This window comes from Mycobacterium sp. (assembly GCF_002863225.1).
GTDB lineage: Bacteria > Actinomycetota > Actinomycetes > Mycobacteriales > Mycobacteriaceae > Mycobacterium.
This window is the reverse complement of the sequence record NZ_PKEK01000039.1, coordinates 187,432-203,873: the sequence shown is the minus strand read 5'-3', so window position 1 is coordinate 203,873 and position 16,442 is coordinate 187,432. Positions and strand designations below refer to the sequence as shown.

17 protein-coding genes are annotated in these 16,442 nt (G+C 65.5%); 11 read left to right on the top strand and 6 right to left on the bottom strand.

Going from position 1 to position 16,442, the window contains the following annotated elements; genetic code table 11:
* Window positions 1-12: 12 nt before the first annotated feature.
* A complete protein-coding gene (locus tag CYU59_RS10110; RefSeq protein ID WP_292988755.1) occupies window positions 13-945 on the bottom strand; it encodes a TauD/TfdA family dioxygenase in 933 nt (310 codons plus the stop codon).
* A 71-nt stretch (window positions 946-1,016) separates the two neighbouring features.
* On the opposite strand from CYU59_RS10110, the gene CYU59_RS10105 reads away from it, so the two are divergent.
* The 5 genes from CYU59_RS10105 to CYU59_RS10085 all read left to right on the top strand — a co-directional run bounded on the left by CYU59_RS10105 (window position 1,017) and on the right by CYU59_RS10085 (window position 5,064).
* Window positions 1,017-1,586 (top strand): helix-turn-helix domain-containing protein, encoded by a 570-nt coding sequence (locus CYU59_RS10105; RefSeq protein WP_292988753.1) that lies wholly within the window; start codon window positions 1,017-1,019, stop codon window positions 1,584-1,586.
* 47 nt (window positions 1,587-1,633) lie between these two features.
* Window positions 1,634-2,242: a TetR/AcrR family transcriptional regulator gene (locus CYU59_RS10100; RefSeq protein ID WP_292988751.1), complete on the top strand. Its 609-nt coding sequence runs from the start codon at window positions 1,634-1,636 to the stop codon at window positions 2,240-2,242.
* A gap of 285 nt (window positions 2,243-2,527) precedes the next feature.
* Window positions 2,528-3,064 carry an OsmC family protein gene (locus CYU59_RS10095; RefSeq protein ID WP_292988749.1) on the top strand — a complete coding sequence of 179 codons (537 nt, stop codon included), beginning with the start codon at window positions 2,528-2,530 and terminating at the stop codon, window positions 3,062-3,064.
* Between the two features lie 18 nt (window positions 3,065-3,082).
* Window positions 3,083-4,153 carry an acyl-CoA dehydrogenase family protein gene (locus CYU59_RS10090; protein WP_292988747.1) on the top strand — a complete coding sequence of 357 codons (1,071 nt, stop codon included), beginning with the start codon at window positions 3,083-3,085 and terminating at the stop codon, window positions 4,151-4,153.
* Window positions 4,154-4,179: 26 nt separating this feature from the next.
* On the top strand, window positions 4,180-5,064 hold the full coding sequence (locus tag CYU59_RS10085) for a formate/nitrite transporter family protein (RefSeq protein WP_292988745.1): 885 nt from the start codon (window positions 4,180-4,182) through the stop codon (window positions 5,062-5,064).
* Here the strand turns inward: CYU59_RS10085 and CYU59_RS10080 are convergent.
* A complete protein-coding gene (locus tag CYU59_RS10080) occupies window positions 5,061-5,912 on the bottom strand; it encodes an alpha/beta hydrolase (RefSeq protein ID WP_292988743.1) in 852 nt (283 codons plus the stop codon). The genes CYU59_RS10085 and CYU59_RS10080 overlap by 4 nt on opposite strands.
* A gap of 211 nt (window positions 5,913-6,123) precedes the next feature.
* Between CYU59_RS10080 and CYU59_RS10075 the strand changes: the two genes are divergently transcribed.
* Window positions 6,124-6,414 carry a hypothetical protein gene (locus tag CYU59_RS10075; protein WP_292988741.1) on the top strand — a complete coding sequence of 97 codons (291 nt, stop codon included), beginning with the start codon at window positions 6,124-6,126 and terminating at the stop codon, window positions 6,412-6,414.
* Window positions 6,415-6,439: 25 nt separating this feature from the next.
* Here the strand turns inward: CYU59_RS10075 and CYU59_RS10070 are convergent, their stop codons facing one another.
* The 3 genes from CYU59_RS10070 to CYU59_RS10060 form a co-directional block, all read right to left on the bottom strand.
* Window positions 6,440-6,571 carry a hypothetical protein gene (locus CYU59_RS10070; RefSeq protein WP_292988739.1) on the bottom strand — a complete coding sequence of 44 codons (132 nt, stop codon included), beginning with the start codon at window positions 6,569-6,571 and terminating at the stop codon, window positions 6,440-6,442.
* A gap of 24 nt (window positions 6,572-6,595) precedes the next feature.
* Window positions 6,596-7,495 (bottom strand): class I SAM-dependent methyltransferase, encoded by a 900-nt coding sequence (locus CYU59_RS10065; RefSeq protein ID WP_292988737.1) that lies wholly within the window; start codon window positions 7,493-7,495, stop codon window positions 6,596-6,598.
* Window positions 7,496-7,569: 74 nt separating this feature from the next.
* Entirely contained in the window at window positions 7,570-8,397 is an 828-nt protein-coding gene (locus CYU59_RS10060; RefSeq protein WP_292988735.1) for an LLM class F420-dependent oxidoreductase, read from the bottom strand.
* Between the two features lie 102 nt (window positions 8,398-8,499).
* Here CYU59_RS10060 and CYU59_RS10055 point away from each other — a divergent pair, with 102 nt between their 5' ends.
* Entirely contained in the window at window positions 8,500-9,306 is an 807-nt protein-coding gene (locus CYU59_RS10055; RefSeq protein WP_292988733.1) for a DUF2470 domain-containing protein, read from the top strand.
* A 13-nt stretch (window positions 9,307-9,319) separates the two neighbouring features.
* Here CYU59_RS10055 and CYU59_RS10050 read toward each other — a convergent pair whose 3' ends face one another.
* Window positions 9,320-11,056 (bottom strand): diguanylate cyclase, encoded by a 1,737-nt coding sequence (locus CYU59_RS10050; protein ID WP_292988731.1) that lies wholly within the window; start codon window positions 11,054-11,056, stop codon window positions 9,320-9,322.
* Between the two features lie 820 nt (window positions 11,057-11,876).
* Here CYU59_RS10050 and CYU59_RS10045 point away from each other — a divergent pair.
* The 4 genes from CYU59_RS10045 to CYU59_RS10030 are packed head-to-tail and all read left to right on the top strand — an operon-like array spanning window position 11,877 to window position 16,380.
* Window positions 11,877-12,299, top strand: a complete 423-nt coding sequence (locus tag CYU59_RS10045; RefSeq protein ID WP_292988729.1) for an MmpS family transport accessory protein — start codon at window positions 11,877-11,879, stop codon at window positions 12,297-12,299.
* A complete protein-coding gene (locus tag CYU59_RS10040; protein WP_292988727.1) occupies window positions 12,296-15,208 on the top strand; it encodes an RND family transporter in 2,913 nt (970 codons plus the stop codon). Before CYU59_RS10045 ends, CYU59_RS10040 begins: the two co-directional genes overlap by 4 nt.
* Before the next feature lie 60 nt (window positions 15,209-15,268).
* Complete coding sequence (locus tag CYU59_RS10035) at window positions 15,269-15,706, top strand: DUF5990 family protein (protein WP_292988725.1); 438 nt, start codon at window positions 15,269-15,271, stop codon at window positions 15,704-15,706.
* Window positions 15,707-15,738: 32 nt separating this feature from the next.
* Entirely contained in the window at window positions 15,739-16,380 is a 642-nt protein-coding gene (locus CYU59_RS10030) for a maleylpyruvate isomerase family mycothiol-dependent enzyme (protein WP_292988723.1), read from the top strand.
* Window positions 16,381-16,442 lie beyond the last annotated feature (62 nt).

Here is a 16,442-nt window from a genome sequence, read left to right as displayed (position 1 = left end):
CTGCGGACTCAGTTATGCGACAAGCCGTTTGGGAGTGTCGACGATCGAGTAGTCACTGGCGTCGCCGGCCACCACGCGGCTGCGCTCTCCGTGCACGCTGACCGGAATGTCGCCGGCGAGGGTGATCCTGCGCACCTCGCGAGGCTGGTTGCCGAAATCGGACACGGCGTAGTGCTGCGTTGACCGGTTGTCCCAGATTGCCACGTCACCGAGCTCCCAATTCCACCGAATGGTGTTCTCCAGCCACGTGATTCGATCCTGGAAAATCCTGTACAGGGACTGGAACTCGGCACCGTTGAGCCCGACGAAAGCCTTGGCGAACGAGCCCAGCAGCAAGGACTTCTCGCCCGATTCCGGGTGCACCCGGACCACCGGGTGCTGCGTCTCGTAGTGAGTCGAGTGGAATTGGGACGCGTACTTCAGAATGGCCTCGGGGTCGGCTTCGGCCGCCGCCAGCTTGGCCGGGTCGATCTGGGCGTAGTCGAAGGCGTTGTCGTGCACGGCCCACAGGTTTTCCGCGAGGTCCTTGAGCGGCTGCGCGAGCTGTTGATAGGCGGCAACGGTGGAGGCCCAGGTGGTCGTGCCCCCATACGGCGGCAACTCGACGGCACGCAGAATCGAAGCCTTCGGCGGACGGTCGACGAACGTGACATCGGTGTGCCACTGGTTGGCGCCGCCGCCGCCGATGGCCTCCAGGCGCATGACGCGGCTGCCCTCGAACTTCAGCGTCGGGTGCGGGGTGGTGGGCACGCCGAGGCTTTCGGCGAATTCGTAGTGCGAGTCGTCGTCGAGGTGCGTCTGGCCGCGGAAGAAGATCACCTTGTGAGCGACCAGCGCCTGATTGATTGCCTCGGCGGTCTCGGCACCGACAGCACCCAGGTGCACCCCATCGATGCGTGCCCCGATGTTCTCGCCCAGCTTCACCACGCGTAGGTCACTACTCATTACTGCTCCCTCTTCGAGTTTTTGGGTGTAGGCGGCTGTCTACACCGATCGATATCGGTTAACGTACACAGATGGCTACAGCGGAAGCAACGGTTTCGACCACGGCGAAGCCAATGGGCAAAGACGAGGTCAGCGCGGCAGTCCTGGAAGCGGCCAGCACGTTGTTCGCCGAGAAGGGCCCAGCCGCAACGTCGATACGTGAGGTCGCGGCTCGGGCCGGCGTCAACCACGGCCTCTTGCATCGCCATTTCGGCAGCAAACGGCAACTCCTGGGTGCGACACTGCAACATCTCGCCGACTCCGCCGCCGCCCTGCGCGCATCCGGGGCCTCGCCGGCACAGCTGGAAGCCGCCTACGAATTCCAGGCGCGGGTGATGGTCCGCTCCACCCTCGACGGCTTTCCCGTGGAGGAGCTCCAGCAGCGCTTCCCGGGCATGGAGGCGTTCCTCAAACAGGTGCAGGCCGGGCACACCGATGACAGGACGGCGCGACTGCTGGCCGCGCACGGCATGGCACTGCAGGTGGGATGGGGTCTGCTGGGGCCGACGTTGCGGGTCGCGTTCGGGCTGCAGGATCTCGACGACTCCGAGATTCGCGCAGCGGTCGGCGAGCAGATCGCGAAGATCGTCGCCGCTGATTAGTTGCGTCCGGACAGACCCCTCTGTCTGTTCTGCTAAATTTGGCTCTCATGCAGACCGCGGGCGACGAGACGGACGCGGCCGTCGTCGACCGAGCCAGATCTCCGCGGCCAGCCGATCGCCTGCTCGCGGCGGCAACGGACCTGTTCGGCAGATTCGGGATTCGCGCCATCGGCATCGACCGGATCCTGCGCGAAGCCGACTGCGCCAAGGCCAGTCTCTACAGCGCTTTCGGCTCCAAAGACGCACTGGTGATCGCCTACCTGGCCGAACTGGACCTCGCTGATCGTCATCGATTCGCGCAGGCGGTCGAGGGCGTCGACGATCCCGTCGCGCAAGCACTGACGTTCTTCGACTTGGCGCACGCCAAAGGCTTGAGACACGACTTCCCCGGTTGCCTCTACACCAGCGCGGCATCCGAATTCCCCGGGGTCCGTTTCGAGCCCATCGACGAACACCGGCAATGGGTTCGATCCACACTGGACGGACTGCTCAAAGCGGCCGGCATCCGTCGGCCAGAGCCGTTGGCCCGACAGATCCAGCTGCTGTACGACGGCGCCCTGGTGGCGTCCAAAGTCGAGCAGTCCGTCGAGCCGATCCGGTTCGGCCGCGACCTTGCCGACGACGCGATAGCCCGGGCACGCGCCGCTCGGCCCTGAGGCCGCAGCGTTCGAATCACCACGATTCCATCGCCGACGGCGCGGACCGCTCATCGGCCGTGGTGCGAACAGCGACAACACCTGGCGCTGAGCTCGCCCACCATCACCGGGTAAACCCGCAGGTCGAGCTCATTGCCACCCGGTGCAGGCGACCTCGGGTGCGCCGTCGGCGCTAGCGGCAGGCCGCCCGGTTACCCGCACACCCGGGCCACGTCCTGATAGACAGATTGGTCTGTCTATGTCAGCGTGTGGGCATCATCGACGAACTTCAAGGAGCCGGCACCCATGACCACCTTCTCTGGCCAAGCCATCACGATCGACGCCGCCGGGCTCGATCGTCTTTCCTGTAACGCCAAAGCCGACCCGACCACCGGCAAGAAGACCCTCAAGGCAAAGACGGTGTGCGAATCCAACTTTCGCAATCTCACCTACGTTCGTGACCTGGCGCCGATGCTGGTCGGCGAACCGCCGGCGCTGCTGGGCGACGACGCCGCACCCAACCCGTCGGAAACCGTCCTGGCAGCGCTGGGTTCTTGCATCGCGGTCGGCCTGCTGGCCAACGCGACCCACCGCGGCGTGACGCTGACCAAGATCGAGGTCGCCATGGAAGGTGACATCGACATCTCGGCGGTGTGGGGCGTCGGTGACACTCCCGACGACAAGGTCCCCGGATTCACCGCTGTCCGCAGCCAAGTCGTGCTGGCCGGCGACGCGGGCGCCGACGTGCTGCAGGAGATCCACGACAACGCCATTCACTGGTCCCCCGTGGTCAACACGTTGCGGCGACCGGCGACGGTCGACTCCACCCTGACCGTCGAATAAGCGGAGGCGAGGACCGAGATGACCACCGAGCTGACGGAGCCGCGGGCCGCAATCCTGGCGCCCCACATCCTCGACGAGATCGCCCGCAGTGCAACAGATTTAGACGAGGGTGACCGCGACACGCGCGGCAACCTGGCCTTGCTGGCCAGTAGCGGGTTGCTCGCACTCGGAGCACCCGCCAACAACGAGGGTGCGCTGCCGCAGATGGCCGCGGTGATAGCCGAAGTCGCGGGGCACTGCTTGTCGACGGCCTTCTCGGTGTGGGCACACCGCATGACGGTCGAGTATTTGTCCGCGGCGGCCACACCGTGGTCGCTCAGCGCGGTCGCCGATCTGACCGGCAGCGGCCCGCTGGGTGTCACGGGTATGGCCTCGGCCTTCAAGGATGCCGCGGGCTGCGGCTCGATCGAACTGGCCGCGACGCCGACGGACGGCGGCTACCGGCTCGGCGGCACGTTGCGCTGGGCCAGCAACCTGTATCCCGATTCGATCATGGTGACCGCAGCGCAAACCGAGTCCGGCGAAAAGCTGGTGGTCGCACTGCCATTGGCCACCGACGGCGTCACGATCGGCAACCACTTCGAGCTGCTCGCGCTCGGCAGCACGGCGTCGTCCTTCCTGAAACTCGACGACGTCTTCATCAGCGAGAACCAGATTCTGAGCCGCGACGTCGACGAGTTCCTCAGCCGCGTCCGCCCGACGTTTCTGGTGCTGCAGTCGGCGATGTGTGTCGGTCTGGCACGGCGGTGCCTCGACGAGGTCGAGCCCAGCCTCAGCGGGGTCAACTCTGCGTTCGAGGCCGAATTCGGTTCGTTGACAGCTGAATTGGCTGACATCGAAGCCCAGGTGACGGCATTCGCCGCCGCTGTCGGCGGCCCGAGCACGCCCACGAAGCACGATCTGCTGACGCTGCGGTTGGCCGCAGCCGACACCGTCAGCACCGCAGCAGCCCTGGAAATCCGCACCGCCGGCGGCAAGGGATACGCGCGCCGCACCGACGCCAGCCGCCGATTCCGCGAAGCCGCATTCATACCGGTGCAATCCCCCTCAGAGGCCCAGCTCCGCTGGGAACTGCGCACCGGCCGCTGATGACAACAACTCACCGGGAGACAACCGTGTCCGTGACCACCCTCACTGTCAACGGCGCCGAGCCGCCGACCTCGACGTCCGATGCACCAAACGTCCGTGATCCGTTCGAGCTGTTCACGATCGGCGAGATGACGACGCGAGTCGCTGACTCAGCCATCGAAAAGGCTGCGCATCCTTGGAGTTTCCTGGTGCGGTCACTGGTCGGCGGTGCCATGGTCGCATTCGGGGTGTTGCTGTCGCTGGTGGCAAGCACCGGAGTGTCGACGCCGGGTATCGCGAGCCTGCTGATGGGGTTGGCGTTCGGAATGTCGTTCGCACTGATCCTGGTGTCAGGCATGTCGCTGATCACCGCCGACATGGCAGCGGGCGCGATAGCCCTGCTGCAGCGACGGCTGACGCTGATCGGTTATCTGCGCCTGCTGGTGATCGGAATGATCGGAAACTGCGTCGGCGCACTGACTTTCGTGGCCGTCTGCGCCGCAGCCGGCGGCCCGTACCTGGGTGCGTTCGCCCAACGCGCCGCAGTCGTGGCGGCCGCCAAGACATCACAACCGACCCTGACCGCGATCCTGCTGGCCGTGGTGTGCACCTGGTTCCTGCAGACCTCGATGTGCCTGTTCTTCAAGGCCCGAACCGACGTCGCCCGCATGGGATTCGCCTTCTACGGGCCATTCGCGTTCGTGAGCGGAGCCACCCAGCACGTCATTGCGAACATCGGCTTCCTCGGACTGCCGTTGCTACTCTCGGCATTTCATCCCGAGGCGCCGCACACGGCGTTGACGTGGGGTCTGGGTGCACACGGTCTGCTGACCAACATCGCGATCACGACGCTCGGTAACCTCATCGGCGGCACGCTGTTCGTGGCGGTGCCGTTCTTTCTGGTCACCAAGCTGCAGGAAACGGGGCGCTAACGGCGGTTGCGCACCGCTGCGGCCACCGCTCGCGGCGCTTCCGACGACGGGTAGTGGCCGACCCCGGGCAACTCGGTCACCACCGCACGCGGCAGGACCTTCACCGCCTGCTCGAGAACGTGGTGGCCCGACACGGGGTCGTCGAGTCCCCAGACCAGATGTAGCGGACCCGGCCAGGCGGCCAGCGCCGCCTCCCATCGCTCATGGTGGGTCGCCCGCTCGGTGTTGTACTTGATCAACAGGTGCGACCGTTTGTGTCCGTCGTCCTTGGACATGCCCAGCCAGAGATCGTCGAACTCGTTGTCGCTCAACGGGGTTCCGCGGATCGCATCCAGCGCGGAGCGGATCCGGCCGGCACTGACCTGGCCGGCCAGCAGCTTGCCGATCACCGGCAGGATGAGCAATTTCTGCATCCGGGTGGGCCGGTAGGCGCTGTAGACGATGCCGCTGTTCAGGATCGTGACGTCGTCGATCGCGAAGGGCAATCGGCCGTGGTTGGCGCGATCGACGAGTTCCTGCCCGACGATGCCGCCGTAGTCGTGAACGACGAGGCGCACGGACGTGACGGCGAGGTGCGCGACGAGATCTTCGACGGTGTCGGCGGATTCGGTCACCGAATACCGATAGTGATCGGGCTTGTCCGAGGCGCCGTAGCCGAGAAAGTCGAAGGTGAGCACGTCGTGGTCAGCGGACAGGTCGTCGGCCAACTCGGCGTAGTCGTAGGACCAGGTCGGAAACCCATGCAGCAGAAGCACGGTCGGGCCGGTGCCGCTCCGTCGGTAGGCGATGCTGTGGCCACGCCTGCTGATCAAGGTGTGGTTCTGGGCGATCCACTCGGTCGCGTTCATCGCAGTTGTCCGATGGATGTGTTCGGCAGCGCAACGTCGTCAGACATGGTCTTACCGTACGACTGCGCGTCGTCTGTTGCGCGACTTCCGATGTCGCTCTGTGACCTCACCGTGGCCGGCACGTGTTGGTTGCTCGGCTAGCTTTATCTCGGCTGATCGACAGCACACCTGACGGCACAGGGCTGAGAATCGATGATGGGCAAGGAGTTTTATGGACTTCGAGGGTGACCACGCCCGCGAACTCATGTCGTTGGCTCACCACGCGTTACGCAGTGACGACGTCGACAAGGGCGCGTTGTGCACAGCCGCGATCAGGGTGATCGACAATCCTCCCCGTGACGGGATCTTGCGAAGCCTGGCTGATCACGTATGCCAAGCCGTGTTCGACTGGGCCTGCTTCGACGGTTCGACCGCGCGACTCGAGGGCGTCGTCAAAGGCTACGAGACCGCGGCCCGCGCACTGCATGCGCTTCAGGTCGAGGAACGTCTCAACACGCATTGAGCCGAAAGTACTGCCGCTGGGCCGTTTAACCGAACATCGCGTACTGCGCGACTTCGGCGGCCAAAGCCGGCTCACATAGCACCCTGCGCAGGATCACGTCGATGTGCGCAGCGACGACGGCACCGTAGCTGGGTGCCGCGTCGAACTCGACGGTCATTCCTGCACGGTACCGTCGCGCGATCTACCCGAAAGTCGCTGTCAGGTAGCCGGATCCACTGCCGAACGACGCCAGCTCGTCGTTGGGGACCTCGAACCCGTTCGCGGAATAGGCCTGTTCGGTCGTCCGGATGTCGGTGCTCCAGCCGCGCTCACCGAGGTAGTCGGCCGCAGGGTTGCGGTCGCCGGCGTAGAACAGCTCGGCCAGGTTGATGTCGGATCCGATGCGCCGGGACCGCTCGGTGAGCCGCTCTGCCCAGTCGGCCGGAACGTCGCGCATGTCCATATGCTCGGTGGCGATCCGACTGCCGGGCGCCGAGAGCGCCGCGATGTTGTCGAACAGGCGGTCCTGGGCCTCCGGCGGTAGGTAGACGAGCAGACCTTCCGCACTCCAGGCCGTGGGTTGGTGCGGGTCGAAACCGGCTTCGAGCAATGCCGCCGGCCAGTCCTCGCGCAGATCGACGGCGACGGTGGTCCGTCGCGCCGTCGGTTCGGCACCGAGGTCTGCCAGCGTCCGCGTCTTGAACGCGATGACCTGAGGCTGGTCGATCTCGAAGACCGTAGTGTCGGTCGACCACGGCAAACGGTAAGCCCGCGTGTCCAGGCCAGACGCCAGGATCACGGCCTGCCGGATACCGGATTCGGTTGCCTGTACGAAGAATTGGTCGAAGAAACGGGTGCGCACGGCGATCTGCTCGCTCATCGCACGCCGGTTCAGTAACGGATCGTCTCCATGATCGATGTCGCCATCGAGGAGCTTCACGAACGTTTCGATGCCGACGGCGCGAACCAGCGGGTCGGCCCACGTGTCGTTCAGCAGCGCATCCGGGTTTTGCGACGCCATCGCACGCGAGGCGGCGACGGCGGTCGCCGTGGCGCCGACGCTGGACGCCAGATCCCATGTGTCGTTATCAGTGCGAACCATCTTGGTGCCTTTCTGCACTATGATTTAGTTAGTTGACTTAACTATATCACGGCAGTCAGGGCCTCCTCGGTTACCTAGCTCAGCTCGGCATACACCGCATGCAGGGCATCCAGCCGGCGCAGCGTCTCGTCACGCTCCTGCGTGGGCAGCTCGACGGTGACGTGGTCGATCCCCAGATCCCGATAGCCCGCCAGTAGGTCCGAAGTCACCTTCCCGACGTGCGAGGCGATCACAGGCACATCGGCCCCGGCGCGCTCGCGCAGCGCCGTCAGGTCACCGGCAAGAGCGTCGGCCGACGGGCTCAGGGAGAGCCAGCCGGCACCGAGGTCGGCGATACGGCTGAAGTTCGCCGGGCCACCGCCGATGTACACGGGAGTGTGGGGCTTGGTCAGCGGCTTGGGCCAGCTGTAGATCGGATCGAAATCGACGTACTTGCCATGGAATTCAGCCTCGTCCTTGGTCCAGATCTCGGCCATGGCACGCAGACGCTCGTCCATCACGCGGCCGCGCACCTTCGGGTCGACGCCGTGATTGGCGATTTCCTCGCGCAGCCAGCCCACGCCCACACCGAACAGGAAGCGGCCTCGCGACACGAGATCGAGTGAGGCGACTTCCTTCGCCGTCTGGATCGGGTCGCGCTGCGTGACCAACGAGATGCCGGTGCCCAGCAACAGCGACTCGGTGGCTACCGCCGCGGCCGCGAGTGACACGAAGGGATCGAGCGTCCGGTAGTACTGCGGCGGAATCGGCCCACCCATGGGATAAGGAGTCTTGGTGTCGACGGGGATGTGCGAGTGCTCGGTGACGAACAGTGACCCGAACCCGCGTGACTCGAGTGCCACGGCCAGGTCGACCGGCCCGATACCTGTGTCGTTGAGAAACGTGAACACCCCGAGGCGCATCTGAGCTCCCTTCCAGTTCCGACTTGCCGGCTGCCAACGTTTTGACGGCGTGGTGCAGTGCAACTTCGCCGGCTGGCTTCCTTATTCCGTAGGCTGCGGGCTGTGGCGAACCGCGATCATGGCGACGTCGGCGACGCGCCGTCCGTCCCGCCGCCGCTGCGGCCGGTGACCAATGCTGCGCAGCCGTCGGCGGCCGAGCAGGCCCGCACGATCGCTGCGGCCGCTAACGCGGCGACGCTGGCCACCCTGACGGTCGACGGTGACCCGTGGGCGTCACTGGTGGCGTACGGACTGGTGGACGGCGCGCCCGTGCTGTGTGTGTCGAACCTTGCCGAGCATGGCCGCAACCTGGCCAACGACCCGCGGGCCAGCCTGTCGATCGTGTCGGCCAGCAGCGACACCGACCCGTTGGCGACCAGTCGCATCACGTTGGCCGGCGTGGTCGGTGCGCCGCTCGACGCGAATCTGGATGCTGCCCGCGCGGCATACCTGGATGCGGTGCCCGCGGCGCGGTTCTACATCGACTACAGCGACTTCACCCTGTGGGTGTTGCGGGTCGAGCGGGTGCGATGGGTCGGAGGCTACGGCCGGATGGACTCGGCTTCAGGTGGCGACTACCTGGCGGCCGAGCCGGATCCCGTGACGCCGGCCGCCGGGCGGGCCATCGCACATCTCAACGCCGATCACGCCGATGCGCTGGCCTTGATGGCCCGGGCTTTCGGCGGTTACCCCGATGCCGGCGGCGCAGCATGTACCGGCATCGACCGCTACGGTCTCGACCTACGTGTGCACACACCGCGCGGGGTCGCCTACACGCGCATCGGCTTTCCGGAGCCGTTGCGGTCGGCCGACCAATTGCGTTCGGTGACAGCGGAATTGACGCACTCTGCCGCGGGGCAGCAAGCTTGAGAACGCCCACCGATCACCCGTGAGGACGGCGCCGTCCGCGCGTCAGCAGTCGTTCGATCACCGCTCTGCGGCCGGGATGACGGCCCGAGGGGTGGTCATACCGACTCGTGGCCCGGCCGGTCCTCTTCGCCTGGTACATGGCCAGGTCCGCGTCGCGCAGAATTCCCTCGGCACCGCGACGATCATCGGGCCGCACGGCGACCAGGCCGATGCTGGCGCTGATCCACACGTAACGCGTTGCGGTGGAGTCCGCTTGGTGATCGACCGCGATCGGCTCCGCGAGCGCGGCGTGCAATTGCTTGGCCAACCGGTCGACCTCGGCCGGCGGCGAGGGCGCGGCCAGCAGCGCGACGAATTCGTCGCCACCGACGCGGCCCACCACGTCGTCGGCCCGTAGCGCCAGGCGTAGCCGTCGCGCTGCGATCTGCAAGACCGTGTCCCCGGCGTGGTGGCCGAGGGCGTCGTTGATCGCCTTGAAGTTGTCCAGATCGATGAAAAGCACTGCGCCCACGTCACTCTGGCTCGAGCTCACCGATGCGGTGACCAGCGAGATGATCCGGGCCCGGTTGGGCAGCCCGGTGAGGAGATCGTGAGTGGCCTCGTGCAACAGCTGCAGGTGTGCGTTGTGGCTGGCGGTGATGTCGACGAACGACACGAGCACCGACGACCGGGACGGATCGGTGGGATCCAGCGACGACCAATTGACCGACACCCATATCCGCTTTCCATCAGAAAGCCGATCGACCCCGTAGACGACCGCGTGGCACGGCCTGTCGGTGAGCGTCTGCAGGACCGGCCGCTGGTCGGGACTCAGCAACGCGCCGTCTCCGTCGTAGATCGATACCTGCGCGAGCTTGGCGAACTCGATCACGTCGACACCGGTCTCCGGAACGCCCATGATCCGCAAGGCCGCGGGATTGACCGACTCCACACCGCCGTCCGCGTTGATTACGACGACGCCTTCCTCCAGGGAATTCACCACTGTCTGGAAGTGCTGCTCCGCGCGACGCAGTGCGGTCTGGTCAGCGCACAGCACTACATATCCGTCGCTCATCGGCGATACCGACACCCGCATGGTCAGCGCGGTTCCGTCCGCGGCGCGGTGTGTGGCGTGCGTGACGCCCCCGCCGGCGAGGACGTCCGCGGGGTTCAAGGAGGCGCCGACCACTTCGCTGATCGGCAGGCCGAGCGCGCGCGCTGCCGAGCTGCCGTAGATGGCTTCGGCGGCCGGGTTCCAACTGACCACCTCACCGTGCCCGGTGGTCGCGATGATCGCGTCACTGACGTGGTTGACCAGAGCCGCCTGAAGACGCAGCCCGGCCTCGACGGCCTTCTGCGCGCTGAGATCCCGAAAGATGACCTTGTGCGCGGGCTCGCCTTCCCACCTAGTCCGGACGCCGAGCGCCTCGACGGCTAGGGTCGTCCCGTCCAATGGCAGAACTGTGATTTCCAGAGCCGCCGTCGCGTCGCCTTCGTGTCGGCGCGCCGCGATATATTCCCGCACCGCTTGCGCCGAGTCCGGGTGGACGAAATCCGCGACCCGCCGTCCCAGCAGCTGCTCGGCGGACTCGGCTGCCATCGCGCGCACCAGCGCCTCGTTGACGTAGACGTAGCGCCCGTCGACGTGGACGCAGATACCGACCGGACTGTGGTCGAGCAACCACCGGTAGCGCTGCTCGGCGTCGGACTCCATCGATGCCTGCTCAGTCTCGGGCCCCGCGACGGGCTCCGCGCTGAGGTGTTGGTCCATCCGCCCCGGCCTTCAGTTGGCAAATTCACGCCTGCGCTGATTAGTTCAGCACACGACAGCCGTGCGGGCATACAGGTTTGACGGGCGTTGTCGTGACACAGAGGTTACGCGGAATTGCGCGTAACTTTCGGCGCCGGGCGAAATTCATCGCCATAAGCGACGGAGCCGTCTATTAACGCCGGACGATTTATCGAGTCACCTGGGCGGCCTCGCGCCGAGCTTTCGCTTTCACGTGAGTGGAACAGCAGTGCACCATTTCGAGGTGGTAGCGATCGCTGCAATATTGCGAACAATACGACGATGCGGCCGGTTGCCAGTACGGACTGGCCAGGTCGCGCCAGCGGTCACTTGGATCGAATGTGTGGCCGCAGTGAATACATATCTTGACCTTGGTAGCCATACAGTTGAGATTACGCGCGAAAGCCCTGAATCGGTGTCGTTTTCAGGGCAACGATCGGAATAGCTCGAGGCCCCGAAACACATTGGTAGCAATTCCAAGCATCAGCGATTCGCGCACAGGCACTTGATTACCTTTCGAAACTAACTAGGCTTCGCTTCCGGCCTTGGCACCTGATCAGGGAACGGCAGCGGATCGCGGCACCGCTGGACGCCTTCCTGCCGCCGACTCCGCCCCCGCTTGCCAGGTGTTCGGGCGTCGTCGAGCGCGTTCCGCGGCCAAGGACCCGGCGCCGACGCAGACCACACTGCCCACCCGAAGCCGGAATGAATTAGGGCACGACCGCGTTCGTCTGGCGGTGCCGCAACCAAGAAGATGCCTTAATCTGAGCCGGTCCAACAGTCCTGAGCGGGGGTCGCAGTGATGACGCTTCTCAAGCGAGCATGGGTTCCGCTCGTCGTGGTGGTCACACTGATCATCGGCGGCGTTGCGGTGCTCCGACTCAACGGCGTCTTCCCGGGCCCCGGACTGCCGAAGCCGGATCCCCGGGACGCGACCCCGCCTTACGCGGTCAAAACGGCCACTTACGAAATCCTCGGACCGCCCGGGACGACTGGCGTCGTGAATTGGATGGACGCGGAGTCACTACCGCAGAAGGCCAACTTCACCACGTTGCCGTGGTCTACGACGATCAGCGCCGCAATGCCCGGCATCTTCGCCTACGTCGTCGCCCAAGGTGATGGCCCCTCGATCGGCTGCCGGATCACTGTCGACGGCAAACTCGTCGATCAACACGAGGTCAACACCCGTGACGCGCAAGTCTCCTGCTTGGACAAGTCCGCGTGACGGACGGCACGAGCGACACGGACGAAATCCCGGTCGCCCACCAGCGGACCGAAGTCGAGCACAAACCGCGGATAGCCCGCACCATCCGCGTCCTGGCGTTGCCGATCGTCATCATCTGGGTACTGCTCGCGGTCGGCGTCAACGTCTTCGTCCCGCAGCTGGAGAAAGTCGCCGAGGAAATCTCGGTGCCGCTCTCGCCGTCCGATGCGCCATCGGTGACCGGGATGAAGCACATCGGCGAGAAGTTCAAGGAGTACGACTCCGACAACCTCGTCCTGGTGACCCTGGTCGGAGACCAGAAACTCGGTCCGGACGCCCACAAGTTCTACGACGAGCTGGTCAAGAAGATCCAGGCTGACCACGAACACGTCGAGCACGCGCTGAACTTCTGGGGTCAGCGGTTCACGTCCTCGGGCGTCGAGAGCTACGACCACAAGGCCGCCTACGTCCAGGTCAACCTGAAGGGTGACCAGGGTGGTGCCGAAGGCGACAAATCCGTTGCCGCAGTACGCAAAATCGTCGCGGACGCCAAGCCGCCGGCGGGAGTGAAGGCTTACGTCGCCGGCCAGGGGGCATTGACGGCCGACACCATCGTGGTCGGCGATGCGAGCTTGGCCAAGATCACGCTCATCACCGTCGTCATCATCGCGATCATGCTGATGTTCGTTTACCGCTCCATCGGCACCGTGCTGCTGACCATGTTCATCCTCTTCGTGGGGCTGGCGGCCGGCCGCGGCGTGGTCTCGCTACTGGGCGAAACCGGCGTCATGGGCCTGTCGACCTTCGCCGTGAACCTGCTGACCTCATTGGCCATCGCGGCCGGCACCGACTACGCGATATTCATGGTCGGCCGCTATCAGGAGGGTCGCGAACGGGGGTTGGACCGGGAAGCGGCGTACTACGACACCTTCGCCGGTGTCAGCAAGGTGGTGCTCGGCTCCGGTCTGACCATCGTCGGAGCGCTGGCCTGCTTGAAGTTCACCCGACTGCCCTACTTCAGCTCGCTGGCGTTCCCGTGCGCGGTGGGTCTGCTGGTGGTGGTGGCGGCTGGGGTCACGCTGACGCCCGCGCTCATCGCATTCGCCAGTGGCTTCGGACTTCTGGACCCCAAGCGCAAGTTCAACTACACCCGCTGGCGCCGCCTGGCCACGGCCATCGTGCGGTGGCCCGCGCCCATCCTCGCCATCTCCGTCATTGTGGCGATCGTCGGCGCCCTGGGTTTGGCGGGCTTCACCCCGCGCTACAACGACCTCTACTACCTGCCGCACAGTGCGCAGTCGGTGCAGGCGTACGACGCGGCCGACCAACACTTCACCCAGGCCCGCCTGAACCCGGATCTGCTGATGATCGAATCCGACCACGACCTGCGTAATCCCCGGGACATGCTGGTGCTGGACAAGGTTGCCGGCGCGATCTTCCGGGTGCCGGGCATCGAACGGGTCCAGAGCATCACCCGACCGCTCGGCCCACCGATCGAGGACGGATCCATTCCGTTCCAGCTCAGCGTGCAGAGTGCGCCGATCCGCGACAACCTCAGTTACCTGAAGGCCCGCACCGGCGACATCAAGAAGATCACCGAATTCCTCAACACCCAGATCGCCCTGCTGGAGAAGCAGTACACGATCACCCAGAAGCTCGCGAACGCTGCGGACGACAGCTCGAAAACCACTGGGGAGACGGCTGCCATCACGGATGAAATCCGGGACAACTTCGCCAATTTCGACGACTTCTACCGGCCGATCCGCAGCTACTTCTACTGGGACAAGCACTGCTTCGACATTCCCATCTGCTGGTCCACCAGATCGTTGTTCGACTCGCTGGACGGGTTCGATCAACTGGCGGAGAAGTTCCACGCCCTCACCACCGACCTCAACAACACGGCTTCGGCCACGCGCGAGTTGCTGGCGATCATTCCCGAGAACATCGCGGTCTCGAAGGCGATCCGGGATACGACGCTGACGATCTACAGCTCGTTCAACAGCCTGATCGATCAGTTCGACCGGCTGACCGACACCAACGCCGTGATGGGCAAGTCCTTCAACGACTCTCGGGTGGAGAGCCTGTTCTACCTGCCGCCGGAGATCTTCCAGAACTCCGATTTCCAGTTCGGGCTGAGCCTGATGGTGTCGCCGGACGGAAAGGCCGCGCGGTTCATCATCACGCACGCCGTGGATCCGGCGACGGCGCCGGGAATCTCGTCGGTCGATCAGGAGCGCAACGCGGCCAAGGAGGCGCTGAAACTCACCTCACTGGAAAACGCCGACATCTACCTCGGCGGCACCGCCGCGACGTTCAACGACATCGCCACCGGCGCCTGGTATGACCTGCTGATCGCCGCGGTGGCGTCGATCGTGCTGATCTTCATCATCATGGTGATCGTCACCCGCGCTCTGGTCGCCGCGGGAGTGATCGTCGGCACCATCGTGCTGTCGCTGGGGGCGGCGTTCGGATTCTCGACGCTGATCTGGCAGCACCTCGGCCACTTCCAGCTGCACTGGGTGGCAACGGAATTCGCCTTGATCGTGCTCTTGGCGGTGGGGTCCGACTACAACCTGATGCTGGTGTCCCGAATCGAGGAGGAGATCGGCGCCGGGCTGAACACCGGGCTCATCCGCGGCGTGGGTGTGACCGGCCCGGTGGTGTCCGCCGCCGGTGTGGTGTTCGCCGTGACGATGGCCGCGATGCTCAGCAGCGACCTGCGGGCGATCGGACAATTCGGGTCCACCATCGGTATCGGGCTGATGTTCGACACCTTCGTCGTTCGAACCCTGATCACGCCGTCGATCATGAGGTTGATGGGACGCTGGTTCTGGTGGCCGAAGCGGGTACGCGTGCGCCCGGCCAGTCAGATGCTTCGGTCCGTCGGTCCGCGCCCGCTGGTTCGTGCGCTGTTGTACACGCCGCGGTAGGGAGCCGAACGATCGCGCCGTCTCCGAAACGGATCTGCGCGCCCTGCGTAACAATGGGGCGTGCAGATCCGGATCAGGGGAACCGAATTGCCCGGCCGCGATTGCGGGGCGGGCGATAACTTCCCCGGCTACACCAACATTCACGTCGGCGTGCAGGCCAAGCGTCCTCGCGACGAGATCGTGGGGTTGCTGCCCGCCGACGTCCCCTCGGCGACGTGGGTGCTGGAATGCTCGGCGGCCGAGGGCGATATCCGCGGGCCGCAGATCCAGGGCCCGCCGGGAGACCGCTTCATCTACTTGAGCTGGGGAACCGTCGACGAGGCCGGTCACTTCACCATGTTTCGCCGGGCGAAGCTGATGCTGGCCCACGTCCCCACGGCGGTGCTGGCGGCCGCCGCGTCCGGGACGCTGGTCGGATCCCTTGGTCTCACCGATGCGAAAGGGCATCCGCTGTGCGCCCGGGTGGTGCCGCCGGCCATTCGCTGGAGCAGCCAATGATGGTGCCGACCCCAACCTGACGGAGAGGTGCCGTGGCGAAACCGGAGTACGACGATCTGTGGCCGCTTGCGCACGCCGAGCGCGCGGCGCTCGCCGACGACCTGGCCGGCCTTCGCCCGGATCAGTGGGAGCACGGCACGCTGTGCGCGGACTGGTCTGTCGAAGACGTCGTCGCGCACCTGACCGCGGCGGCGAGCATGACGCAAGGGAAGTGGCTGCTCAGCATGCTCGGCGCTCGCTTCCGTCCGGCTGTGCACAATCGTCGTCGACTGGCCGAGCATCGCGGGGACGATCCCGGTGAGACGCTCGACCGGTTCCGGGCCGTCATCGACAGCACGGTGGCGCCCTCGTCGCACATCCCGGCCTACCTCGGCGAGGTCGTCGTCCACGCCCAGGACATTCGCCAGCCGCTCGGACTGCCACACACGCCCGGCGTCGACACTTTGACCCCGGTGGCCGAATTCTTCGCCCGGCGCAACTTTGCCGTGCCGAGCAGCAGCCGGATGGCCGATCTGCAGTTGCGGGCCGACGACGGGCCGTTCGTCGCAGGGAGCGGGGCCCTGGTCACCGGGCCCACCCTGGCGCTGATCATGAGCATGGCCGGCCGGGAGGTCTATGTCGACGAACTCGACGGCCCCGGTGTGCAACTCCTGCGGGCCCGAGCTAGATCCTGACGTACCACCTGGCCGGCGGGCCAAAGTGGTGTTACGCGTCAACGCCGCCGGCCGATGCGACA